The sequence below is a fragment of the Chlamydiales bacterium genome, assembly GCA_041395025.1.
Lineage (GTDB): Bacteria > Chlamydiota > Chlamydiia > Chlamydiales > JAAKFR01 > JAJACP01.
This window is the reverse complement of sequence record JAWLBH010000001.1, coordinates 1,188,388-1,212,082: the sequence shown is the minus strand read 5'-3', so window position 1 is coordinate 1,212,082 and position 23,695 is coordinate 1,188,388. Positions and strand designations below refer to the sequence as shown.

Genomic DNA, 23,695 nt, shown 5'->3' with positions numbered 1-23,695 from the left:
GTTAGGACCCAAAGAGAATGTCGCGGAAATCTTTTCGAATATACCCTCCAATCAATTCTTTTAGAGCTTCATCACTTAAATCAAGTGTCAAATTCCGATCATGAAGCTTAATTTGAACCCCACCAATAAAATCCCCAACTACCACACTATTCTCTCTCAATTTTTCCAAAATACTTCTACCTAAAATCGCATTAATCTTCTCTGCAGGAATTTTTGTGGGTACGATGGCTGAAAAATCGACACTCATTCCTTCTTGCTCAATTGCTTTGATTAAGACATTGATTAATTTGGCCCCCAATTCTGGATCAACTATATTTTTTTGTAGCCAATCATCTAATTCATGATTAAAAAAATTATTAGAAATTTCTTCTCTTAATGTTTCTAAACTTTGCTGATGAGCTTGAAGAAGAGAATGGTGAAAAAGGGCATTTTTTCTTTCAATTTTAGCTTTTGCTTCACTGAGGATCTGTTCAGATTTAATCTCCGCATCCCGAATGATCTGATGAGCTTCTTTTTCTGCAGCTTCTATAATCTGCTGAGCTTCTTTTTTAGCAGGTTCCAAAGTTTCATGCTTAAGAATGTCGCAAATCTTTTTAATTTTGTCTTTGCCAGTTTCTAATCTCTCCATTATCTTAAACCTTTAGTCGATTTATTCGATTTTTCTTTAGAATATCCACTAAATTATTTTTTGAACAAATAGTTTGTTTTTCTGAAAGAAAGAGAAGAGTTTTTACAAAAAATAGGATTATATTCAAGTCTATTCTATGTTTCAAATACTTATGCTCACAAAAAAAATGATGAGGTCGCTCAATTAGATATGAAATATTTATGATTTCGAAATACAATGGAGGATATAAAGATGCGATTTTTTTTCTTTTTAATTTTGTTTTGTTTAAAATGCCTGCTTTTAGCAGAACATCTTTCTATCATTCCACCAAAAGGTTGGGATTGTGTGAGTGATCCTGAACAACTTCCTCAAAAAGTCTCCTTAATCTATATTGGAAAAGGAAAAACCCCATTTACTCCCTCTCTGAACATTGCTTCTGAAGAAACTTCTCTTGAGCTTGAGAAATATTTAGCACTCGCAAAATCCTATCATGAGGCACAAGGAGATAGCCAATGCAAACAATTAGGAACGATTGAGACGAAAGCAGGAAATGCTCAATTACTCCAGATCGACAAAACGACTCAATGGGGTCATATCCGTTTTATTCAAGCAGTCATATTGAAGGATAGTAAAGCTTATGTTGTTACTGCAACATCACTACAAGAAGAATTTGCTTCCCTTTCACCTTGTATCTTTAAATCGATTCAATCTTTTTCTATCACTAAATAATCAAACAACACATTGTTGTGGGTTGCATGCAAATTTCAAAACTGCTATAAGCCGCTACTTAGTTTTGGAGTGATTTCTCATTCCGATGTTTAAGATAAAAAATTTAGAAATGGAGACCGCACTATGAAAACCATGGTCTTGCTCTTGTCTGTGTTTATTATCGGATCTGTAATGCCCGTAAAAGGAGCTGATGCTCCTCATTCTCATGACCAACATTATCCTCATGAACATTCTTCTGAATGTAATAGCTCTTCTTGTTCATCCAATTGCTCCCATCCATCTCGGAAAATTTCATGTGATCCGTGTGCTCCAATTTGTGGAACTAAATGTGGTATCTCTATTTGTGCGATCGGTGTAGCCATAGTAGCGATTGCTGGAGCAGCAGCTATTATTTTAGTCTCTGGAAATGGATCTAGTACCACACATCAACATATCTAAATAAGCCTAATTATGGTTAGATGAAATTCATGCGTATTTTTTTTTCAAAACTAATTATCTTCTTAATGTGTTCTCATTCACTGCTTCATGCCGATAGTAATACCTTTTTAGACTACCAAAACTATAATCACGGATACTGTCCTAGTTGCAACTGCCATCCTTGTAGTTGTGTTGATGAGAGTTGTGTTGATGAGGACCCTCAACCAAAATCTAATCCCGCATGTACTGAAAGTAGTAATACCTTTTTAGACTACCAAAACTATAATCACGGATATTGCCCTAGTTGCAACTGCTATCCTTGTAGTTGTGATGAACACCCTCAACCAAATCCTTGCACCCCACCAGCTACTTCTACCTCTACCCAGTGTGGTTTAAATATTGTCTATGTGGGATTAGGCATTGCAGTCATCGTTACTGCAGCAACCCTCATCATCGGATCAAACAATGGAGTCGTTCATAGCCACACTGCACCATAAGTCGAATTATATATGGTTACTTTTACTCCTTCCAGCCTGTATTGCACATAAAGAATGGTCATATAGTCAGACTTCTTCAACACATCGACAATGGAACTCACATCGTATCCTCCATCGAACCAAAGATCCAATCAATGGCATCAATGTAGAATTATTAAAAGGAGCATTTGGAACAGTAGTATATCTTACTATTTCTGCTCACCCAATTCCCCTCTCTCTAGATGGATCTAACCAAGTTCCTGTTGTATTTTTGATTGAACAAAAGATATTTTCTTACAAAGCCACACGTATGAGAGGAGGACAAAAATTTCTGTTATCTGAAGAAGCCACTGAAAAACTCATCTCTTCGTTAGAAAACCATCAAAATATCCATATTTATCTAGATAGATACCAGACCGATCTTCTATCTTCAAATTTTTTTAAACTCTACAAAAAATGATTCTAATGGAGAGACAGTCAAACTTAATATTATTAAAAATTTTTAATATGATGATTAAAGAAATGGTTCCTATGCAAACCAGAAAGATCTATTGTTCATAATGAACAATAGATCTTTCTTCTTTTTTAATCACAATAGTTCTACAGACTATTTTTTAATTGAATGCATCAGGTACATCTTTAAGAGGCTCAATACGAAAAGCAACAGAGATTTTTTTTCCTTTCACTTCTAAATCAATTACAGAGCTGAGCCTAGTTAAAAGAATGTTAAAAGGGACTTTCACATGATGGGAACCTACATCTATTGCAATCGATGCTTCTCCTAAAATGTCTTGCGATGCATGAATTTGATGACAAAGAGATTCAAATTGGTGGAGGTGTTTAAGTAGAGTGGTATCCTCAAATGCGTATTTTTGACCACATTGATTACAGAGGAGGATTTTAGTAAAATGGTCTTGATCAAGGACAGAAAAAAAAATAGGAGCCTCACATTCTTGGCAATGAATCTGAAGTTTATGTCCTACTTGCATCGTCAATCAAACTCAATTAAAAATCACATTCAATTTATCAAACTCTTTGATAAATTTCAAAGTTAAATTTTTTATTTTCTTTATTAAAAGAATAAAAAAATATATACTTGGTGTTTTATCATATTTTCATACCATGAGAAGATTTATTTTATTCATTCTGTTTGTTTTCATCTCTCATCTTGAAGCAAGCTATACTTTCGATGAAACGTTTTTAATCCCATTTGAAGAAAAAAATATTTGGAAAAAAGTGAAAGAATCTGCAGATGACAATGGATCCTCTATTTCTCATTTTATTGGAGAAGAAGAGAATGGTGCAAATTGGCCAGAACTTTTAACAATTCAATTTAAAGATTCTCATCTCATTGAGGGGTCAACAGCTGAAGAAGCAATGATTAGTGAACAGAAGAAAAGTCCTCTTGTCAAGTGGCAAATCATTAGAAATGACCCAAATGACGTTATCTATGAACGTTTTTTTCCAAAGGGAGAACATGAATTAGTACGGATGATCATGACTAAAAAAGGTCTACATCGAGCTGCCTATTTAAAGCAAAAAGCTTTTAATGAAAATGAAAAAACAGCTCATATTCATTGCTTGATCAAAGGAACTATTCATCATTAGAATTGATATAAACAGAGATTGTTTAACAAATACAAGGTAAAATTAGATAAAATTTTTTATTGCTCATCATGAATAGAAAAATTGAAAATTTCATCTAATTTATATTCAAATCTTTAAAAAGATTTTATTTTTCTATTTAAGAAATTTTAAATAATGATATTTTTTAATGATTTTATTATACAATGTAAGAATATATGTATTTTTATTGCCATAATAAGCCAATAAATAGGGTGTGCTATGCTGTCTAAACTAGATCAATTAAAGCAGATAACGACAGTCGTTTGTGACACAGGTGATATCAAAAGCATTAAAAAATATGCACCAACTGATGCAACGACTAATCCTTCATTAATCTTTCAAGCTGCTTCTGAGGAAGCTTATCAATACTTGATTCATGATGCCATCCATTGGGGAATGAGTAAAAAATGCAATCAAAATGAAAGACTCCATCTTATTATGGATAAGCTCTTTGTTAACTTTGGTCTTGAAATTTTAAAAATTATCCCAGGACGGGTATCCACAGAAGTCGATGCTCGTCTTTCTTTTGATGCACAAAAAAGTATAAAAAAGGCAATCCATTTAATCGAGTTATATGAAGCAGAAGGTATTGATCGTGCACGTATTTTAATCAAACTTGCTTCAACTTGGGAAGGCTTTCAAGCTGCACAAATTCTTGAAAAAGAGGGGATTCATTGTAATATGACTCTCATGTTTAGCCTAGTGCAAGCAGTTGCAGCAGCAGAAGTTGGTGCAACACTCATTTCTCCTTTTGTCGGACGTATTCTCGATTGGTATCAAGCACATCAAGATGTCATAAATTATTTACCAGAAAAAGATCCAGGTGTCCTCTCAGTCACAGAAATTTATAATTATTATAAAAAATTTGGGTATAAAACCCAAATTATGGGAGCTTCATTTCGCAATGTCGATGAGATTTTGGAACTAGCTGGTTGTGACTTATTGACCATTTCACCAAAGCTATTGGACATTTTAAAGAATAGTCAAGGAATGATTAAACCTAAACTTTCTCAAGAGATATCTAAGAAAATGTCTATCCAAGAATTAAAAATTGACGAGTCTGTCTTTCGCTTCGAATTAAATAACAACGCAATGGCAACTGAAAAACTCTCTGAAGGAATTCGGAATTTTGTTAAAGACACTCTTAAGCTTGAAAAACACATTCTCAAACACATGGCTTCGGCTGTATAAAAATACCTTTCCCTAGTAGATTTGATATTACCGAATTAACCAAAATCAAAAGCAAGTTCTTCTTGTTCTTCAGAGTCAAGATATTGTTTCACTCGATAATGATTGTCAAAGCCTGTTCCACCAGGAATCATATGGCCCATAATCACATTTTCCTTAAATCCCATAAGATAATCCGTATTTCCTGCACAAGCCGCGCCTGTTAGAACACGTGTTGTGTCTTGAAATGAAGCTGCGGAAATGAAGGACTGAGTTCCAAGTGAAGCTTTTGTAATTCCAAGCAATAGAGGAGCAGCTTGAGCTGGCTTTCCACCTTCTTCAATCGTACGTCGATTTTCTTCGTAAAACTGCTTCTTATGTACCTCTTCTCCAAAAAGAAGAGTGGTATCACCTGGATCAATGACCCTAACTTTTTGTAACATTTGTCGTACAATGATCTCAATATGTTTATCATTAATATCTACACCTTGAAGTTGATAAACTTCTTGTACTTCGTTAACAAGATATTTTTGTAGTTCACGTACACCACAAATTTCAAGAATTTCGTGTGGAACAACAAGTCCGTCCGTCAATTGTTGTCCTTTTAATACATTATCTCCTCTCTGTACAATTAAATGCTTAGTGAGTGGAATAAGATGCTCTTCTTCCATTCCTGTTGTCTCATCACGTACAATCACAATGCGTCTATTTTTCTGAACACCACGAAAGTCAACTAAACCATCAATTTTTGCAATCTCAGCTGCTTCCTTAGGTTTACGTGCTTCAACTAATTCTGCAACTCGTGGTAACCCACCCGTAATATCTTTCGTCTTAATCGCACCACGTGGAAGACGTGCAAGAAGCATACCAGGTTTAATGTGTTGCTTTTCATCTACAGATAAAACAGCTCCAGCTGGAATAGCATAAGTACCCACTAAATCTTTAAAATCAGGATCATTATAAATTGCAATTTGAGGATGTAGCTCACCTCGATGTTGTTTTACGATTAATTCTATAAGTCCAGTTTGTTTATTAATTTCTTTTTCAGTTGAAATACCTTCCACAAGATCTTCGTATTTAATATATCCGGAACGATCGCAAATAATAGGAATGTTATGAAGCTCAATTTCTACAATTTTTTGTCCAGGATGGACAGATGCTCCATCTTTAACAAGAATTTTAGCTCCAAGCTCAAGCGGAATTATTTGAAGAGATTCTATAGATTTTGTGCTAAGAAGTTTCTTATAGTCTTGGAGTTTACGTCCCTCATCACGCACAACATGTAATGCTCCATTTTTATTTAAAACCAAAGAATTTCCATGCGAATCCTCAACTGTTCTTAAATCCATATAGACAGCAATTCCCTCATTTTCCACAACAATCTCAGGACTAAAAGTAGCTGCAGCAATCCCTCCTAAATGAAATGTTCTCATTGTCAACTGAGTCCCCGGTTCTCCAATGGACTGCGCGGCAATAATTCCAACAGCTTCTCCTAATCCAATCTGACGTCCATTAGCTAAATTCATTCCATAACAATTTGCACAAACTCCTCGTCGACTTTCACATGTTAATGGAGAACGAATTCTTACACTCTCAATTCCTGCATCATCAATCAATTCAGCTTGTTGAGCTGTTAGAATATCGCCAGCTTTTGCAAGCAGTTTACTCTTATCACCAGGTTGATAAATATTATCAGCAATTGTTCGACCGTAAATACGATCTTTAAGTGGTAATAATTCTTCTTGTCCCTGTTTAATTCCTGAAACTTCAATTGCATTCAACGTGCCACAATCAAACTCAGTCACAATGACATCTTGAGCCACATCAACGAGTCGACGAGTCAAATAACCTGAATCTGCTGTTTTCAAAGCAGTATCCGCAAGACCTTTACGCGCGCCATGAGAGGAAATTGAATATTCAATCACTGTTAAACCTTCTCTAAAATTAGAGGTAATTGGAGATTCAATAATCTCTCCTGTTGGCTTAGCCATCAGACCACGTAAACCACCAAGTTGTTTCAACTGAGACTTATTTCCCCTTGCTCCAGAATCAATCATTAAAAAGAGAGGATTATGGCGAGAATCTTCGACTTTACTTACTTCTTCAAACAGAGTTTCAGAAAGATAATCTGAGACTTCAGTCCAAATGCTAATTGTTTTTGACTCTCGCTCACCATCAGTGATAATTCCATCTTCATATTGTTTACGCACAACTTCTACTTTCTGATACGCATCCTTAATGACTTTATGCTTAATTTTAGGAATACGTACGTCAGTAATCCCCATGGAAATCGCTGCTTTTGTAGCCTGAGAGAAACCTAGATCTTTAAGATCATCTAAAAATTTAACTGTTGCTTCTAATCCAACCTTTCTATAACAATCAAGAATCAACTGACTCATGCGTTTGCTTGGCATGTTGTAATTCTGAAATCCAAGTTCTTTTGGTACAATTTTATTAAAAAGTACTCGACCTGGTGTCGTAACAATAATGGATCCTTCAATCCTTACTTGAATTTTTTCATGAATATGTAAACCCCGACCTGTGGTGTCATATCTGTTGCTTTTTTTACCTCTTTCATTAAATAAAGTCATACTATCAGCAGCTGATAGAGCTAATAGCACTTCATTTTGATCCGAAAACACTTTGGTCTTTTTAGGAAAATAAATAGGATCTGCCATTAAATAATAGAGTCCTAAAGTCATATCTTTAGAAGGAATCGCAACAGGCTTACCAGAAGAAGGCAGGAAAATATTATCAGGAGCCATCATTAAAATTTTTGTTTCTAGCTGAGCTTCAATCGATAAGGGAACGTGAACAGCCATTTGATCACCATCAAAGTCCGCATTAAAGGCGGAACAAACGAGAGGGTGTATCCGAATGGCCTTTCCTTCAATAAGCACAGGTTCAAAAGCTTGAATCCCAAGTCTATGAAGAGTAGGAGCTCGGTTCAGCATGACTGGATGGCCTTTTATAATCTCTTCAAGGACATCCCATACTTCAGGTGCTCCCCGTTGGATCATTTTTTTAGCTGAACGAATCGTATAGACATATCCTAATTCTTTTAATCGTTTCACAATAAAAGGTTCAAAAAGCTCAAGAGCCATGTCTTTAGGAATTCCACACTGATTAAACTTCAACTCAGGTCCTACAATAATCACAGAGCGACCTGAATAATCTACTCTTTTACCAAGAAGGTTTTGACGAAAGCGTCCTCCCTTTCCTTTAAGCATTTCAGAGAGGGATTTTAATGGACGATTTCCTGCTCCCATGACTGGATGACCATGACGACCATTATCAAAAAGAGCATCTACTGCCTCTTGTAGCATCCTTTTTTCATTTCGGACAATTACGTCAGGTGTTTTAAGACGTAAAATAGCTTTTAAGCGATTATTGCGATTAATCACTCGACGATAAAGATCATTTAGATCTGAAGTAGCAAAACGTCCCCCGTCAAGAGGAACTAGTGGCCTTAAATCAGGTGGAATGACAGGAATGGATCGCATCACCATCCATTCAGGCTTATTAGAAGAGGTGACAAATCCTTCTACAATCTTAAGGCGCTTAGCCAATTTCATGCGAGCTTGTTGAGATTTTGTTCTTCTGAGTTTTTCTTTGAGATCTATTAATAACCCATCGAGATCTTCATTACGTAATAAATCAGCAACCGCTTCTCCACCCATTTTTGCGTCAAAAGCTCCATGGCCCCACTTCTCAATTGCATCTCGATACTCTGCATCATTTAGTAGTTGTTTACGTTCAAGATCAGTTTGACCAGACTCAATAACCACATACTCTTCGTAATAAATAATCCGTTCAAGATCACTCGAAGACATGCCTAAAACATTACCAATACGCGAAGGCATTGACTTAAAAAACCAGATGTGGACAACAGGAACAGAAAGCTCAATATGTGCCATCCTCTCTCGACGAACTTTTGAAAGAGTCACCTCTACACCACATCGATCACAGACAATTCCTTTGTGTTTGATTTTTTTATACTTACCACAAGCACACTCCCAATCTTTTGTGGGACCAAAAATCTTTTCACAAAAAAGTCCTCCCTTTTCAGGCTTAAATGTACGGTAGTTAATAGTTTCAGGTTTTTTTATCTCTCCAAGGGACCACTTATCTCGAATAACAGCATCCGATGCGATTCCGATTTTTAACTTATCAAAACGATTTTTTTGAGACTCTTCAAACATTCACGGCTCTCCACAATAGATTATTTAGACAGATCACTACTCAAATTTATCCTTCATGAACTGTTAAAGGACGAGCATCTAAAGCCAATCCTTGCATCTCTTTTATTAACACATTAAAGGACTCTGGAGTTCCTGGATAAAGTAAATTTTCTCCTTTTACAATCGATTCATAAATACGAGTCCTTCCTAATACATCATCAGATTTCACAGTCATAATTTCCTGCAACACATTAGCTGCTCCATAAGCTTCTAGAGCCCATACTTCCATTTCTCCAAAACGCTGACCACCCATCTGAGCTTTACCACCTAAAGGCTGTTGAGTGACTAAAGAATAAGGCCCAATTGAACGGGCATGAATTTTATCAGCAACAAGATGGCTTAATTTCAACATGTAAATATAGCCAATGACTACACGACTATCAAAACGTTCTCCTGTTTTTCCATCGTAAAGAAATGATTTTCCATCATCGGGAAGCCCTTGTTCGCGCATCATTTCCCAAATACGATCTTCAGGAAAACCCTCAAAAACAGGACTCTTAACGTAAATCCCCGCCTTTTTAGCCGCAAATCCAAGATGCGTCTCTAGTACTTGTCCCATATTCATACGAGAAGGGACCCCAAGAGGATTTAAAATAATTTCTATTGTATCTCCGGTTGGCAAATAAGGCATATCTCCTTCTGGAACGATCTTTGAGACCACTCCCTTGTTTCCGTGTCGACCTGCCATTTTATCCCCAACCTGAAGCTTTCTTTTTGAAGCTATATAGACTTTGACTTGACGAATCACCCCTGGATCTAAATCAGCATCTCCTTTACGCAATTGCTCTAATTCTGTTTTATGCTGCATCTCAAGTTTCTGTAACTCAGTTTCATAATCACGCAAAATCACTCTTAGTAAGTCATAGATTTCATTACTAGGCATGATCAAATCAATTGGATCTTCTTCTTCCAGTTTTTCAATTAGATCCTGCTTAAACACAATTCCTTTTGGAATAATTTCTTCTGCAGTCCTGCGATGAATAATTGCAGCAGGAGATGGTTCATTTAATAGAAGTGCCCCTAATTTTTCATGCCTTTCTATGACTAAATGCATCATCTTTTGCTTATAGTCTTTTTGGAGATCTTTCAGATGAGTCGCTTCTTCAACAAGCTCATCGTCTGTTTTAGAAAGACGATCGCGACGGCTAAACACCTTTACATCCATTACCACTCCCTCTGTACCCGGAGGAACAGTCAGAGAAGCGTCTTTAACATCCGCAGCTTTCTCACCAAAAATCGCCCGAAGTAACCGCTCCTCAGGAGCAAGTTCTGTTTCAGATTTTGGTGTAATCTTCCCAACAAGGATATCCCCTGGCTTAACTTCAGCCCCAATCCGAATAATCCCATCTTCTCCAAGATGAAGAAGTGCTTCTTCAGATACATTTGGAATATCACGTGTAATTTCTTCCTTACCGAGTTTAGTATCTCGTGCAGTCAGTTCAAACTCTTCAATATAGATTGATGTGTAGGCATCTTGACGTAATAATTTTTCAGAAATAATAATTGCGTCTTCGAAGTTGTATCCAAACCAAGGCATAAATGCTACAAGGACATTCTTGCCTAAAGCCACTTCTCCTTGCTCTGTTGCGGGTCCATCTGCAATGACATCTCCTGCTTGAATTTCATCACCAATTCCGCAAAGAGGTTGTTGATTGACCGAGGTACCAGCATTTGATCTCATAAATTTTTTTAGCTGATAGGCTTTCTTTTCCAAAGGATTAGCTTTTGAGGCAATCACAATTTTCAATCCATCAACATAATCAACCACGCCCTCTTCTTCCGCAATAAGCACAGCACCTGAATCACGTGCTGCACGTGCTTCTAAACCTGTTCCTACAATTGGTGCTTCTGTTTTTAACAGAGGAACCGCTTGACGCTGCATGTTTGACCCCATTAAAGCTCGATTCGCATCATCATGCTCAAGAAAAGGAATTAAGCCTGTGACAATTGAAACGAGTTGTTTCGGAGAAACATCCATATGAGTGACGCGCTCAGTTTCAATTTCTAAAGACTCTCCCCTATAACGAGCCCAACAAATGGATTCTACAAACATGTTGTATTTATCTAAGGGCGCAGAAGCTTGAGCAATGACACATCTTTCTTCTATATCGGCAGTCATATACTCAATTTCATCAGTTACAACTCCATCTTTTACAATACGATAGGGCGTTTCGATAAAACCAAATTCATTAATTTTAGCAAAAGAAGAGAGAGAAGTAATTAAACCAATATTTGGCCCCTCAGGAGTTTCAATCGGACAGATTCTTCCATAGTGGCTTGCATGAACATCGCGAACTTCAAAGCCAGCTCGTTCTCGATTTAATCCTCCCGGCCCTAAAGCAGAAAGTCTTCTTTTATGAGTTAATTCAGCTACTGGATTCGTCTGATCCATAAACTGAGATAGCTGTGAACGACCAAAAAAGTCTTTTAAAACCCCTGCTAATCCTTTTGCTGAAACAATCTTACCTGGGGTTAATGTGTCAGAAGAAAAATCAAATAAATTCATCCGTTCTTTAATGATTTTCTCCATTCTAGCTAAACCCACTCGACACTGATTTTGAATGAGTTCACCGACAGAACGCACACGCCTATTAGCAAGATGATCAATATCATCAAGTTGCATGTTTTCTTCACCATCTCTCAAACGAATCAAATACTTCAATGCACCAACAACATCTTCTTTTCTAAGAGTAATAATTGACAGAGCATCATCATTGATTTCAAAACCTAATTTTCGGTTGAGTTTATAGCGACCAACTCGTCCTAAATTATAACGCTTAGGATCAAAAAATAGACGCATGATCACAGAGCGAGCATTTGAAAGGGTTGCAGGTTCACCAGGGCGGATCTTACGATAAAAATCTTTCAAAGCTGATTCATAAGAATCCGTTGGATCTTTAGCCAGCATCTTAATAATCGGATGATTCTCATCAACATCTTCAGCTAGTTTGAATGTTTTAATACCCGCATCAAAAATGCGTTTAAGCATAGCTGTACTTAATTTCTCACCTGCTTTACCGTAAACAAGACCACTTTCACTATCAATCAGATCATGAGCAAGTATTCGACCAACAAATTTTGCAAAATCATTCTCACTTTTCAAATTCACTTCAACAACGCTAAAAAACTCTTCAATAATATCGGCATCAGTAGAATATCCAAGAGCGCGGATAAAGGTTGTTGCCAGAATTTTACGACGGCGTTTCTTACGATCCACATAGATATGAATAAAGTCATTAATATCAAATGCAGCCTCAAGCCAGCTTCCGCGGTAGGGAATAATTCTAAAAGCGGACAAAATCATCCCTTTTGAATGGCGTTCTTGCTCAAAATTAATACCAGGAGATCGATGAAGTTGAGAGACTACAACACGCTCAGCACCATTAATAATAAAAGTCCCTTTTTCAGTCATCACAGGGACTGTGCCCATATAGACTTCTTCTTCTTTAATTCCTGTTTCGTCAGTCAAACGAAAATGCACTTTTAAGGTCACATTATAGGTAATTCCACGACGAATACACTCTTCAGGTGAGTACTTAGGAACTCCAAGATTATAAGTAAGGTACTCTAAAATTGTTTTTTCATCATAAGATTTAATAGGAAAAATTTCCCTAAAAACCTCTTCTAAACCAATATTTTCTCTATCCTCTGCAAATTTATCAGCTTGTAAAAACTGGTTATACGATTTAAGTTGAATTTCAATTAGATTAGGAAGATCAATAATTTCTTCCTTCTTAACAAAGCTGATCCGATCTGGCCGTCTCTTTAGCATGTGCTTGCTCCCTAGCTTTTTTTGTAGAACTATGTAACATCTCTTCTTAGAATGAAAAAAGGCATTGATAACAGCTTATTATCAATCCCCATACAGAAAAAAAAGATTTTCGAAGAATATTCCTTAAAAAACCTCTAGCCACAAATAAATATAATTAGGAATTAAAATTAAATTTTTAAAAACAAGAAACTCCAATATATAAAGCCTCAAGCTATGAAAACAATTTGTAACTTACAGAGATAAAAATAATGGTCATGAAACCCCTTGCATTATAGCCTTAGCACCAGTAGCTTCGATCTTTTTAAGAATCTCTTCTGCTTCTGCTTTAGGAACTCGTTCTTTCAAAACTTTAGGAGCACTCTCAGCAATTTCTTTTGCTTCCTTTAAACCAAGACCCGTAATTTCTCGAACTACTTTAATGACACTAATTTTTTTATCTGCAGGCACCTCTTTTAAAGTAACTTGAAAATCTGTGGCTTCTTCAACTTTCTCTTCAACAACACTCGCTGGAGCAACAGCAATACTGGTTGGAGCGGCTGCTGTGACATCCCATGATTCTTCTAACATTTTTTTTAACTTAGCAAGATCTTTTACTTTCAAATTACTAAGAGTTTCAACAATCCCTTCTAAATTTTCCGTAGTCACTTTATTTACCTCTAATTAAAAAAATTTAAACGATTTTAGTCTTTCTTTCCTTTCTCTTCTAAACAATAAGGAAGAGCAGTAAGGAGAGCCTGGATTGCTCCTACAGAATGAGACAATGGAGCCTCAAAAAGACCAAGAATTTGTGCACGCATTTCATCCAGACTTGGAAGAGTGGCAATCGTTGTAACTTCTTCAGCAGTACAAAATTCTCCTTCAATATGCCCACCTAAGACTTTGATAGATTGATCATGATCATCCCCATATTTTACAGTGGTTTTAATCAGTTGAGTAAGATCATTTAAGGAAAACACTACTCCAATATGCCCCTCAAGATAAGTAGGATTAATTTCAATTCCTTGGTCAAAAGCTGCTTTAATAAAAACACGTTTAGGAACAACTTCGAATTCCCCTCCTATTTGAGCAATTTGATCACGAAATTGACGAGCTCGTGCTGCTGAAAAATCTTTATAACAAGTAATTACAAACCCATTAGAGTTTTCGATTTTATCTTTAATTGCACCAAGAAGAAATTTTTTCTCTGTTCTCACTTTTACCTTATTATATGTATGGGATCTCACGGAGATCAATTTTTAGACCAGGACCCATAGTTGAAGAAAGAGTACATGAAACAAAATACTGTCCTTTAGCAGAGGCAGGTTTGGCACGGCCAATTGCTGAAAGAAACGCATGAACATTTTCCAAAAGCTTCTCTTTGTTGAAAGAAAGCTTTCCTATTCCATTATTACACAACCCATGACGATCAACTTTAAATTCGATCTTTCCTTGCTTTATTTCATTCACTGCTTGTGCAACGTTAGTTGTTACAGTACCACCTTTCGGCGTTGGCATTAAACCTCTAGGACCTAATACTTTACCTAACTTTCCAACTTCTCGCATCATATCAGGAGTAGCAACTACAACATCAAAATCAGTCCAACCTTCTTTCACTTTTTCAAATAACTCCTCACTACCTGCATACTCAGCGCCAGCATCTAAGGCTTCTTTCTTTTTTTCACCAGCAGCAAATACAAGTACACGAAGTGATTTTCCTGTTCCATTTGGCAAAGAAACCGTCCCTCTAACATTCTGATCAGATTTCTTTGGATCCACACCTAATCTAACAGACAGATCAAGAGTTTGATCAAATTTAACGGGTGGACATTTTTGTAAAATCTCCACGGCTTCATCAAAAGAATGAAGAGCAGATTTATCAATCAATGATGTAATTTTTCGAATGCGTTTGCTTTTATACCCCATCTATTTTCCTAATTCTGAAGGTCTATATCTATTCCCATACTCTTCGCTGTTCCTTCAACCATTCGCATGGCAGAAGCCATAGAACGAACCCCCATGTCCTCATATTTTTTTTCAGCGATTTCTTGCACTTGCTTATTTGTTAACTTCCCTATTTTATCGCGATTTGGAGTGCTAGATCCTTTTTCAACAGAAATCTTTTTTTTAATCATTTCAGCAACAGGAGGCTGTTTTGTCTGAAAAGTAAAACTCTTATCTTGATAGACAATAATTTCAACTGGAAGAATATCGCCAATTTTATCTTGTGTTTTTGCATTAAACTCCTTGCAAAATGCCATAATATTTAGGCCTGCTGCTCCTAATGCTGGCCCAATAGGAGGTGCTGGGTTTGCTTTCCCAGCAGAGATTTGTAGTTTAATGACTTTGATAACTTTTTTAGCCATAATGCTTACTTTATCTTTTTCTAGTGGCGAATCATTATAATTAGACAGGTTTTTTCAAGGTAGTGTTTTTAAAGAGTAAATGGAAATTTTTTCTCATCCATCTGTTTCTGGCCCCACTTCTTCAACTTGCCAAAACTCAAGATCATCTACACGTGTGTCTCGTCCAAAAATAGAAACCATGACACTCAAACGTCCTTTTTCCTGAAAAACTTCGACTACGTTACCAATAAAGTTTACAAAGACTCCATCATTAATCTTCACTCGACTGCCCAACTCAAATTTATGCTTTTGAGTGACTCCTTTCTTCTTCGATTCCAAATCTGCTAAAATTTCTTTCACTTCATTATCTGTCAATGCTGTAGGCTTGTCTCCACCTAAAAAATCAATGACTCCTGTTGTCGCCTTAACATACTGCCAAGACTCATCAGTCAAGACCATTTTGATTAAGACATAGCCAGGCCAAATCCGTTTTTCACTAATTTTATGCTCCCCTTTCTTCACCTCCATCACATTTTCTGTAGGAAGTAAAATTTCTTGAATAAAGTCCAATAAACCAGAAGACTCACGAAATTCTTCAAGAGCTTTTTTTACTTTCTTTTCTTGGGCGGTAAAAACTTGGACAACATACCACTTATGCATGAAAAATTATCCTATAAAAAATTTAAAAATTAAATTCACTCCGCCCAAGAATCCTTGAATTAGCAAATCGACAAAATAGACAAACATCCCGAAAATAAAAGTACTTAATAGAACAATCTTTGTATACTTCTTAAGTTCTTCCTTATCTGTCCAATCAACTTTCTTGAGCTCTTGTTTAACTTCTCCACAAAATGTAACCCATTTTCGGCTTTGCAATTTCTTTGAAACATTTAATTGATTTTTTTTACCATTCATCTTTCATATCGCCCCTGTGCATGGTCATCTGAACTTATAAAAAGGCCCTAAGAAGAATTAAAAAATAACTTGCTACCGATGTTCATTACAACATTCGAGTGCGGAGGGACTCGAACCCCCGACCGGCGGCTTTGGAGACCGCTGCTCTACCAAGCTGAGCTACACACCCATTGTAATGCAAAAAGCTCACAAGATAGGTCTTTTACTCTCCTACTCGATAATTTGAGAAATTGTTCCAGCACCGATTGTACGACCGCCTTCTCGGATAGCAAAACGCATTCCTTCTTCCATTGCAACTACTGAAATGAGTTCAGCTGTAATTTCAATATTATCACCAGGCATAACCATTTCTGTACCAGCAGGAAGCTCTACAGTACCAGTCACATCTGTTGTTCGGAGATAGAACTGGGGACGATATCCTGTAAAAAATGGCTTATGCCGGCCTCCCTCATCTTTAGTTAAAATATAAACAGCACCTTTAAACTTCTTATGTGGTGTTACAGAACCAGGAGCACAAAGTACCATTCCGCGTTCGATATCTTTTTTCTCTACACCTCTGAGTAGCACTCCAACATTTTCTCCAGCGTTGGCTTCTTCAAGAATTTTATTAAACATTTCAAGACCAGTAGCCACTGTATCGCGTGTCTTTCCCAATCCAACAATTTGGATTTTATCGTTAAGTTTAACAGAACCTCTTTCAACTCGACCAGTTGCGACTGTTCCACGTCCGGAAATAGAAAAAACATCTTCAATTGGCATAAGAAAAGGCTTATCTATTTCGCGTGTTGGTGTTAAAATGTGTTCATCAACCGTCTGCATCAAATCTTTAATGCTCTGAACATATTTTGGATCTCCCTCCAAAGCTCTAAGCGCAGAACCTTTGATAATTGGGGTGTCTTTGTAGCCCTTCTCTTCAAGAAGTTCTAAAAGTTCCATCTCAACCAGCTCAATCAACTCTTGATCACTTTCACCCACCATATCACACTTGTTGAGAAAAACCACAATGTATGGCACACCCACTTGGCGAGCTAGAAGAATATGTTCTTTTGTTTGAGGCATTGCACCATCTGTTGCCGCAACCACAAGGATTCCACCATCCATCTGAGCAGCCCCTGTAATCATGTTTTTCACATAATCGGCATGGCCTGGACAATCCACGTGTGCGTAATGGCGTTTTGCTGTTTGGTACTCAACATGGCTCGAATTAATCGTAATTCCACGCTGTTTCTCCTCAGGAGTGTTATCAATTGAAAGATAGTCGCGAAAGGTAGCTCCTCCTTCCTCAGCCAGTACTTTAGTAATAGCTGCTGTAAGAGTCGTTTTACCGTGGTCAACATGGCCAATTGTCCCTATATTGATGTGCGGCTTAGTTCTTTGATATTTTGCCTTAGCCATTTATGAATCCTCTTTTTTAAATAGTTTAAAATAAATCTTTTTAAATTTTCTATGCCCAAAATAGGAATTGAACCTACGACCGCTTGCTTACCATGCAAGTGCTCTACCACTGAGCTATCTGGGCACATGACTGATGTAAAAAGAGCACATCCTACGTGATAAATCTAAAATAAATCAACTTTTATCCCTAATATCACGATGTCGATAGATAATACGCGCTTTAGAAAGATCATAAGGAGACATTTCAACAGTGACTTTATCTCCAGTTAAAACACGAATATTACGCATACGCATCTTTCCACAAAGATGAGCAATGACGATCATTTTGTTCTCCAATATAAGGACACGAAAATGCATATTGGGAAGCAGCTCTTCTACAACCCCCTCAACTTTAATCATATCTTCTTTCGCCATTATCCCTTTATACTAGTTCAATAAGAAAAACAAAGATTAAACAATAAGATTGATATTAAGGTCAACTATTCCTTGTGTCGACAAAAAATTACAGTTTGCTAAAATTTTCTGTTTTTCATAAAATCCTCTCTATGAGTGTGAATTGTATCAAAGAAGCATTCACTGGTTTTGGTGAAAGAGTTTCAAGATCCTCATCTGTTCGAGCGGTTGTAAGGTTTATTAAAAAAAACTGGAAGCAGATTATCGGGTATCTTTTAGCTTGGTCTTTTATCATCATATCAACCGGCGCGCTATATGGCTTTCAAGCTGTTGCAAGACCTCTCACAATTGGTTTTTCTATTGGAATTGGAGTGGGGTGTTGTGGAGCTGTTCTTGCAACTCAAGTCTTTTGTCATGACGACCCTCAAAAAAGCTTAAAATACACCCCATGGAATATTCTAAATAACGGCATTAAAAGACTCGATGAAAATGCTACTCGTCAAGTGCTTCTTACAGTAGCTGTCACCGTGTTTCTCGTAGCTTGTGTCACTTTTCCCTATGTTTTAGGAGGATTGATTGGAGTTTTCATAGGAAATCAGGTCCTGACAAAGATAATATGTAAACAAAATTTAGGTCCTGATCCTAAAGAAAGGATCGATTCAAGAAAAAATATTCAACATCTCTTGAAAATAGGAAACGAGCAAATCAGAAAATTCGATAAACAGCGAGAAAAATTAGAAAACTGTTTAGTACAACTAGAAGCTGCTGATTATGAATTAACAACCCAACCTCAATGACATGACGCTTGATATTCGAAGCATTCAAGATAGTTTCTCCTTATGTACAACTTATGAAGAGACTTACAAAAAAATCATCGAATGGGGACATCGTCTTTCTCCATTTAGATCTGATTGGAAAACAACAGAGTCCCTAGTCAAAGGTTGTCAAAGCATTATGTATCTTCATAGTGAATTCAAAGAAGGAGTGATTTTTTTTACTGCGGCTTCTGATGCACTCATTTCTGCTGGACTTGCAGCTATTTTAATTGAAGCTTATACTAATCATTCTCCAGAGTTTGTCCTTACAACTCCTCCAGATTTTCTAGAAGAGCTAGGAATTCCAGCGTCATTAACTCCGGGACGAGCTAATGGTCTTGCAAGTCTTTATCTTAAAATGAAACAAGAAGCTCTGAAATTCTCCCTTTCTCAAAGGATAGAGTAGAAAAAATCTTTAACTATCTTTATTTAAGATCCTATCCTATTGACACCATCCATCCAATTTTCCCAGCTATTTCAATAAGAAAAACAAAAACAGCATAGGACATCACAAACACAAGCATCGGTTTCCCGAGCGGTAAAGAAAAATCCGAAAGATACCCCTTTCGGTAACGGCCTACCCAAACCATAAGGGCAGGGAAAATTCCATTTAAGATGGCATCTCCTATTCCTCCTGAGGTATCAAGAGCAATCAGGAAGACTCTTTCCATAATCAAAACAAAAAACAACGTAGGGATTACGATTAGTAATCCTAATGCAATACTTCCCCAGCGATTTTCATGAATTTTTAAACCATCAGATAGAAAATCAAACAATCCTAATGCAATCCCAAGAAAAGAGGTGACTAGAGCAAAGAAAGCAAAAAAATCTGTCATCATTCCAATCCATGAACTTCCAAAAGAGACTGCAAGATAATCTGTGACTCCTTGACCAACCATGAGGGCATGAGCCAAGCCATATTCTCCCTCTAGCGGGACCGTTCCTAAAACAAGGGCTTGCCAAATCAGGTAAACAAAAAATGTGATCGTTGTTCCGATAATAATTGACATGCGCAAAGCTTTTCCATCCTGTTTTAGATAGAGCGTCAAACTAGGAACAATCGTTTGAAAACTAAAAACTGTTAAAAGCATAGGAAGAGCGACAAGATGATTTTTCCATAGACTACGTGCTAAATAATGCCACTTGATATAGTCTACTCCTCTTCCAATTAAAAGAATGTAAGCTCCAATCAAACCCAACATCAGTATCGTATTGACTCTTCCAACAATCATATTTCCAAAATAGATCACCGCTCCTAAAACTAGAACAAATGAAACAATAGCCCAAGATGGTGAGATGGCTATTCCAAAAAATCTTTCAGTTGCAGAAGTGATTAACCCACCTCCCCCTGCAGCATAAGCAACAAGAGAAGCATATCCGATAAATAGATAAAGCAGCCAGGCTATCGCTTTACCAACTGGACCTAATAAACGAGAAGCCAACGTAATAATATGAACCCCTTCTTCCATCCAGAGATTCGCCTCAGCAAGCAATAAAGCTGTGGTTGTCATAAAAGCCCAGCTAATAAGCAATAAAAAAAAAGAAGGCAAAAAGCCATAAGGACCTGTCACGATAGGAAGAGCCAACATGCCACCCCCAATGCATGTTCCTGCAACAAGAAGCGAAGCTCCTAAAATACTTCCTTTTTTAGATAACATGACTCTTCCTTAGAAAAAAAAGGTAGTTTTTCATAAAACAAGATAAAAAGTAAATAAAAGCCGATGATGTAATGACTAAAAGAAATAGAAGAGCTTTTATAAAAAACAAATTATATTTTCCTCTTTCCCACCTGTAATACGTATTGAATAATCGCTTGCTATCAATAGATTATATTCGATGCGTACACCAAATGTGCCAGATAAATAAATACCTGGCTCAATGGAAAAGCACATTCCTGGTAAAATTTTCCGATGATCAGCCATTTCTAGGTTATCAAAATTCACTCCGGCTCCATGGACGTGTGTATCAATGTTATGTCCAGTTCTATGGATAAAATACTCTCCGTAACCAGCACGTGTGATATATTGTCGACAAAAATCATCCACTTCACAACCAGATAACCCTCTTTTAATATGATGATCTATATAATCAATCGTCTCTATTAATCCTCCCTTAACTATTTTGAAAACCTCTTCCTGATAAGGAGTTGGTTGTGGAGCGGCTATTCCAACACGAGTGAGGTCAGCATAAATGCTTTCGGGGACATTTTTTTTACACCACATATCAATCAAGATAAAATCCCCTTTACGAATGACATGCGCATGATCTTTCCGTGCTCGATAATGAGGAAGTGCTGAGTGCTCATTGACTGAGCAAGTCGGGCTATCTTCAGTAATGCAGTTGTATGCTGTAAACTCGCTCAAAATAAATTTTTGCACATCGTATTCGGTAATATTCTGCTTTTTCCAAATTGCATTAGCAATCAAATCCCATACCTTAGAAAAAATGGTTTCTAAAACTGTAGCTGCCTCGAAATGAGAGGCTATTTGACTCTCATTGAGAACACTAGTGTGGTGTTGAACTAAGTCAGCAGAGCTTTTGATTTCTATCCCAAAGCTGCGAATCACTTCAATCGTGCCAGCATCTACAACTGAAATATTTGGATTTAGATTGCGTGGAGAATACTCCATGATCACTACCTTAACTCTATTTAAAACCTTTTCTAAAACCTTTTCTAAATCTGTCCAAGACAAGTAAAGATATTTCAATCCTGGAAGCATATTTAAACTCTCTGACTCAATAGTATGAAGGATTTTCTTAGGTTCACCTTGCCTAGGAATCCAGTAAAAAAACCGTCTTGTAATTACAAGATGTGGAGGGATTTCTAAAAGTTTGTGAGCAAAACGATTTGAACCATGATTATCATAGATAAGCCAACCATCTATTTGCTTTTCATCTAACCAATGTTGAATCTGTAAAATTTTTTTTTTCATTAAAACTTACTATTGCAAAAAACGAGGCTTTTTTCAAACTGTGAGCTTTCGCGTTTTAACTATTTAGAGTTTGAATTAATACTGAGGCAGCAATCATTCTTAATACCAATGAAGGTTCTTTCAATCTTTCCACTAAAAATGGAAGAGTTTCTCGACTGCCTATTGGTCCTAATGCCTCAAGAATTTTAATTTTTAGCTGTCGATCTCCTTCAGGATAAGCAGAAATTAAATAGGGAACAGCTGTTGGATCATGTCCCCAAGTGGCAAGAACAAGAGCTGCTTCAACTCTAGTATGAGGATCTTGGCTCTCAAGAATTGCTCGTACATGATCTATGGCTGATTCACTTCCTTCGCTAAGTAACAATTCAGCAGCTAATCCTGTTAGGCCCCATTGTCTATCATGAAGAAATAGTTTAATTGCTTCTTCCACACCTGGATATTCTAGAATAGCTAAGATGTTTAATAATTTTAATCTTACTTTTTGATTCACGATTGCTGGAAAATTTGGAATCACTGGATTATGAGCAAGGTTGCTCTTGGCTAAAGCAGGAAATCCTCCCTCTTCCAGGATCATCCATTTCTCTTTCTGATTCCGCAAAAAATGATCCAGAATCTCGCAAGATTCCTCACAAAACTCTCTCTGATTAATAAGAGCAAGTGCCAAATTTGCCTTTACATAAGGATTTTGCACCGTGTTTAAATAGCGATGTGCTAAGTTTATCCCATACTTACCTGCTGCTAATAAAGCTCCAGCTGCTATTGTCTGAACTTTAGGATTCTTATGAAATAGCCATCGACTCAATGCTTCTTCCCCATCATCAGGATCTGCTAAGACCCAAACCCAAGAAGCTGTAATTCCAACAATCGGATGATCAGCATTTTGAGCTAGTTTTTTTACTTGATCTGTTGGTGAAATTCTTAAAAATCCCAATCCTTTTAGAGCAGCTATTTTCACATCAGGGTGTGGATCACTAAGAAGTTGATGCAAAATCTTGATATTTTTTTTCTCTTCATAATGAGCAATTAATTCACAAGCTAATTCACGCAAAGCAGCTCGTTTGCTCGATGCTAAAAGGTGAATTTCTTCATCTTGAATTGAATCACGAAAATTCACAATGGCTTTAATCAAAATAGATTTCTCTTGAGCACCAATTTTTGGATCTTGCACACGTGTGATAAGTTCAGGCATGACCTCTTCTATATGAAGTTGGGAAAGCGCTTTATATAAAGCAAGCCGGACTTCGTATATAGGCTCATTTTGCAATATTCTGATCATTTCTTCTTTTAAAGGTTGATCCCCGTAGAGAGCAGCCAATTCCAAACAAACCGATCGAATTCTAGAATTTGTATGTCTTAATCCTGTAATTAAAAATGGAATAGCATAGATATCTTGAGTTAAGGCAGCTCCAATCATACTGACCAATTGCGAAATAGACCCTGGTGCTTTGAGCCCTTTTCTTAAAATCACCCACGCCATCTCTTCAAGAGAATCCTGACTCATGGCTTTTTCGGGAAAGCGATCATGAAAATCATGCCAAAAATTCACCATTTCCCCTTCCAAGCCAGCTGCTCCTAAACTTTTGAATAAATACTCATAGGAAGAAGAATCCTCTGGGGATAAAGCGAATAGTTTTTTCGACTCACAAAGCGCAGATGTGGTATCACCTATTATGAGAAGAGACTGAATCCGTTGAACGGATTCTACTGAGGCTAACAAAGAAAAAGGGAGTGTACACATCATCAAAAGATTGAGCCATCTCACCTAAAAACCTATATTTGCTTATTCTATAGCGCTAGTGATAAAAAAATATGTTGATTAGATCAACATGAATTCAAAACAGAGGATCTTTGAACACTCTTATTTTGCCTATCGCGCAACTTCGAGATA

Annotated in this window: 23 protein-coding genes and 2 tRNA genes; 8 read left to right on the top strand and 17 right to left on the bottom strand. The window is 36.9% G+C overall.

From position 1 onward, the window contains the following. Position 1: 1 nt before the first annotated feature. Positions 2 to 628 (bottom strand): V-type ATP synthase subunit E, encoded by a 627-nt coding sequence (locus tag R3E91_05605; GenBank protein ID MEZ5315661.1) that lies wholly within the window; start codon positions 626 to 628, stop codon positions 2 to 4. A gap of 231 nt (positions 629 to 859) precedes the next feature. On the opposite strand from R3E91_05605, the gene R3E91_05600 reads away from it, so the two are divergent. From R3E91_05600 to R3E91_05585, 4 genes are all read left to right on the top strand, one after another. Beyond that, positions 860 to 1,336: a hypothetical protein gene (locus tag R3E91_05600; protein ID MEZ5315660.1), complete on the top strand. Its 477-nt coding sequence runs from the start codon at positions 860 to 862 to the stop codon at positions 1,334 to 1,336. A 123-nt stretch (positions 1,337 to 1,459) separates the two neighbouring features. Then, the gene (locus R3E91_05595; GenBank protein ID MEZ5315659.1) at positions 1,460 to 1,774 is read left to right on the top strand and encodes a hypothetical protein; all 315 of its coding nucleotides are present in this window, start codon (positions 1,460 to 1,462) and stop codon (positions 1,772 to 1,774) included. 29 nt (positions 1,775 to 1,803) lie between these two features. Next, a complete protein-coding gene (locus R3E91_05590) occupies positions 1,804 to 2,250 on the top strand; it encodes a hypothetical protein (GenBank protein ID MEZ5315658.1) in 447 nt (148 codons plus the stop codon). Then, positions 2,219 to 2,689 carry a hypothetical protein gene (locus R3E91_05585; protein MEZ5315657.1) on the top strand — a complete coding sequence of 157 codons (471 nt, stop codon included), beginning with the start codon at positions 2,219 to 2,221 and terminating at the stop codon, positions 2,687 to 2,689. Before R3E91_05590 ends, R3E91_05585 begins: the two co-directional genes overlap by 32 nt. A gap of 154 nt (positions 2,690 to 2,843) precedes the next feature. Here the strand turns inward: R3E91_05585 and R3E91_05580 are convergent, their stop codons facing one another. Beyond that, positions 2,844 to 3,218 carry a hypothetical protein gene (locus tag R3E91_05580; GenBank protein MEZ5315656.1) on the bottom strand — a complete coding sequence of 125 codons (375 nt, stop codon included), beginning with the start codon at positions 3,216 to 3,218 and terminating at the stop codon, positions 2,844 to 2,846. Between the two features lie 133 nt (positions 3,219 to 3,351). Between R3E91_05580 and R3E91_05575 the strand changes: the two genes are divergently transcribed. Together R3E91_05575 and tal are read left to right on the top strand one after the other, a co-directional pair. Beyond that, positions 3,352 to 3,837, top strand: coding sequence for a hypothetical protein (locus tag R3E91_05575; protein MEZ5315655.1), 486 nt, complete (start codon positions 3,352 to 3,354; stop codon positions 3,835 to 3,837). Positions 3,838 to 4,074: 237 nt separating this feature from the next. After that, positions 4,075 to 5,046 carry a transaldolase gene (gene tal / locus R3E91_05570; protein ID MEZ5315654.1) on the top strand — a complete coding sequence of 324 codons (972 nt, stop codon included), beginning with the start codon at positions 4,075 to 4,077 and terminating at the stop codon, positions 5,044 to 5,046. A 35-nt stretch (positions 5,047 to 5,081) separates the two neighbouring features. On the opposite strand, the gene rpoC is transcribed toward tal, so the two are convergent. The 12 genes from rpoC to infA all read right to left on the bottom strand — a co-directional run bounded on the left by rpoC (position 5,082) and on the right by infA (position 18,080). Continuing rightward, positions 5,082 to 9,224 (bottom strand): DNA-directed RNA polymerase subunit beta', encoded by a 4,143-nt coding sequence (rpoC, locus tag R3E91_05565; protein ID MEZ5315653.1) that lies wholly within the window; start codon positions 9,222 to 9,224, stop codon positions 5,082 to 5,084. A 46-nt stretch (positions 9,225 to 9,270) separates the two neighbouring features. Continuing rightward, positions 9,271 to 13,035 carry a DNA-directed RNA polymerase subunit beta gene (rpoB, locus tag R3E91_05560; GenBank protein MEZ5315652.1) on the bottom strand — a complete coding sequence of 1,255 codons (3,765 nt, stop codon included), beginning with the start codon at positions 13,033 to 13,035 and terminating at the stop codon, positions 9,271 to 9,273. A gap of 252 nt (positions 13,036 to 13,287) precedes the next feature. After that, on the bottom strand, positions 13,288 to 13,680 hold the full coding sequence (rplL, locus tag R3E91_05555; protein ID MEZ5315651.1) for a 50S ribosomal protein L7/L12: 393 nt from the start codon (positions 13,678 to 13,680) through the stop codon (positions 13,288 to 13,290). A gap of 35 nt (positions 13,681 to 13,715) precedes the next feature. Further along, entirely contained in the window at positions 13,716 to 14,228 is a 513-nt protein-coding gene (rplJ, locus tag R3E91_05550) for a 50S ribosomal protein L10 (GenBank protein ID MEZ5315650.1), read from the bottom strand. A 10-nt stretch (positions 14,229 to 14,238) separates the two neighbouring features. Further along, positions 14,239 to 14,937 carry a 50S ribosomal protein L1 gene (gene rplA, locus R3E91_05545; protein MEZ5315649.1) on the bottom strand — a complete coding sequence of 233 codons (699 nt, stop codon included), beginning with the start codon at positions 14,935 to 14,937 and terminating at the stop codon, positions 14,239 to 14,241. 8 nt (positions 14,938 to 14,945) lie between these two features. After that, on the bottom strand, positions 14,946 to 15,380 hold the full coding sequence (gene rplK, locus R3E91_05540) for a 50S ribosomal protein L11 (protein MEZ5315648.1): 435 nt from the start codon (positions 15,378 to 15,380) through the stop codon (positions 14,946 to 14,948). Positions 15,381 to 15,470: 90 nt separating this feature from the next. After that, positions 15,471 to 16,016 (bottom strand): transcription termination/antitermination protein NusG, encoded by a 546-nt coding sequence (gene nusG / locus R3E91_05535; protein MEZ5315647.1) that lies wholly within the window; start codon positions 16,014 to 16,016, stop codon positions 15,471 to 15,473. A gap of 6 nt (positions 16,017 to 16,022) precedes the next feature. Next, a complete protein-coding gene (gene secE, locus R3E91_05530; protein ID MEZ5315646.1) occupies positions 16,023 to 16,271 on the bottom strand; it encodes a preprotein translocase subunit SecE in 249 nt (82 codons plus the stop codon). Between the two features lie 95 nt (positions 16,272 to 16,366). Beyond that, positions 16,367 to 16,440 (bottom strand) — tRNA-Trp (locus R3E91_05525). 41 nt (positions 16,441 to 16,481) lie between these two features. Next, entirely contained in the window at positions 16,482 to 17,666 is a 1,185-nt protein-coding gene (gene tuf / locus R3E91_05520; GenBank protein ID MEZ5315645.1) for an elongation factor Tu, read from the bottom strand. Positions 17,667 to 17,718: 52 nt separating this feature from the next. Beyond that, a tRNA-Thr gene (locus R3E91_05515) sits at positions 17,719 to 17,790 on the bottom strand. Between the two features lie 50 nt (positions 17,791 to 17,840). Beyond that, the gene (infA, locus tag R3E91_05510) at positions 17,841 to 18,080 is read right to left on the bottom strand and encodes a translation initiation factor IF-1 (protein ID MEZ5315644.1); all 240 of its coding nucleotides are present in this window, start codon (positions 18,078 to 18,080) and stop codon (positions 17,841 to 17,843) included. Between the two features lie 74 nt (positions 18,081 to 18,154). On the opposite strand from infA, the gene R3E91_05505 reads away from it, so the two are divergent. Both R3E91_05505 and R3E91_05500 read left to right on the top strand, forming a co-directional pair. After that, positions 18,155 to 18,856, top strand: a complete 702-nt coding sequence (locus R3E91_05505; GenBank protein MEZ5315643.1) for a hypothetical protein — start codon at positions 18,155 to 18,157, stop codon at positions 18,854 to 18,856. 1 nt (position 18,857) lies between these two features. Then, entirely contained in the window at positions 18,858 to 19,280 is a 423-nt protein-coding gene (locus tag R3E91_05500) for a SufE family protein (protein MEZ5315642.1), read from the top strand. Positions 19,281 to 19,311: 31 nt separating this feature from the next. Here the strand turns inward: R3E91_05500 and R3E91_05495 are convergent, their stop codons facing one another. The 3 genes from R3E91_05495 to R3E91_05485 form a co-directional block, all read right to left on the bottom strand. Continuing rightward, positions 19,312 to 20,532 (bottom strand): aromatic amino acid transport family protein, encoded by a 1,221-nt coding sequence (locus R3E91_05495; GenBank protein MEZ5315641.1) that lies wholly within the window; start codon positions 20,530 to 20,532, stop codon positions 19,312 to 19,314. Between the two features lie 96 nt (positions 20,533 to 20,628). Continuing rightward, positions 20,629 to 21,807 carry a Xaa-Pro peptidase family protein gene (locus R3E91_05490; protein MEZ5315640.1) on the bottom strand — a complete coding sequence of 393 codons (1,179 nt, stop codon included), beginning with the start codon at positions 21,805 to 21,807 and terminating at the stop codon, positions 20,629 to 20,631. Positions 21,808 to 21,862: 55 nt separating this feature from the next. Continuing rightward, a complete protein-coding gene (locus tag R3E91_05485; GenBank protein MEZ5315639.1) occupies positions 21,863 to 23,569 on the bottom strand; it encodes a HEAT repeat domain-containing protein in 1,707 nt (568 codons plus the stop codon). Between the last annotated feature and the right edge of the window lie 126 nt (positions 23,570 to 23,695).

Coding starts and splice junctions, on each gene's coding strand:
- R3E91_05605 (MEZ5315661.1), bottom strand. CDS start 628: ATGGAGAGATTAGAAACTGGCAAAGACAAAATTAAAAAGATTTGCGAC.
- R3E91_05600 (MEZ5315660.1), top strand. CDS start 860: ATGCGATTTTTTTTCTTTTTAATTTTGTTTTGTTTAAAATGCCTGCTT.
- R3E91_05595 (MEZ5315659.1), top strand. CDS start 1,460: ATGAAAACCATGGTCTTGCTCTTGTCTGTGTTTATTATCGGATCTGTA.
- R3E91_05590 (MEZ5315658.1), top strand. CDS start 1,804: ATGCGTATTTTTTTTTCAAAACTAATTATCTTCTTAATGTGTTCTCAT.
- R3E91_05585 (MEZ5315657.1), top strand. CDS start 2,219: ATGGAGTCGTTCATAGCCACACTGCACCATAAGTCGAATTATATATGG.
- R3E91_05580 (MEZ5315656.1), bottom strand. CDS start 3,218: ATGCAAGTAGGACATAAACTTCAGATTCATTGCCAAGAATGTGAGGCT.
- R3E91_05575 (MEZ5315655.1), top strand. CDS start 3,352: ATGAGAAGATTTATTTTATTCATTCTGTTTGTTTTCATCTCTCATCTT.
- tal (MEZ5315654.1), top strand. CDS start 4,075: ATGCTGTCTAAACTAGATCAATTAAAGCAGATAACGACAGTCGTTTGT.
- rpoC (MEZ5315653.1), bottom strand. CDS start 9,224: ATGTTTGAAGAGTCTCAAAAAAATCGTTTTGATAAGTTAAAAATCGGA.
- rpoB (MEZ5315652.1), bottom strand. CDS start 13,035: ATGCTAAAGAGACGGCCAGATCGGATCAGCTTTGTTAAGAAGGAAGAA.
- rplA (MEZ5315649.1), bottom strand. CDS start 14,937: ATGGGGTATAAAAGCAAACGCATTCGAAAAATTACATCATTGATTGAT.
- nusG (MEZ5315647.1), bottom strand. CDS start 16,016: ATGCATAAGTGGTATGTTGTCCAAGTTTTTACCGCCCAAGAAAAGAAA.
- secE (MEZ5315646.1), bottom strand. CDS start 16,271: ATGAATGGTAAAAAAAATCAATTAAATGTTTCAAAGAAATTGCAAAGC.
- tuf (MEZ5315645.1), bottom strand. CDS start 17,666: ATGGCTAAGGCAAAATATCAAAGAACTAAGCCGCACATCAATATAGGG.
- infA (MEZ5315644.1), bottom strand. CDS start 18,080: ATGGCGAAAGAAGATATGATTAAAGTTGAGGGGGTTGTAGAAGAGCTG.
- R3E91_05500 (MEZ5315642.1), top strand. CDS start 18,858: ATGACGCTTGATATTCGAAGCATTCAAGATAGTTTCTCCTTATGTACA.
- R3E91_05495 (MEZ5315641.1), bottom strand. CDS start 20,532: ATGTTATCTAAAAAAGGAAGTATTTTAGGAGCTTCGCTTCTTGTTGCA.
- R3E91_05490 (MEZ5315640.1), bottom strand. CDS start 21,807: ATGAAAAAAAAAATTTTACAGATTCAACATTGGTTAGATGAAAAGCAA.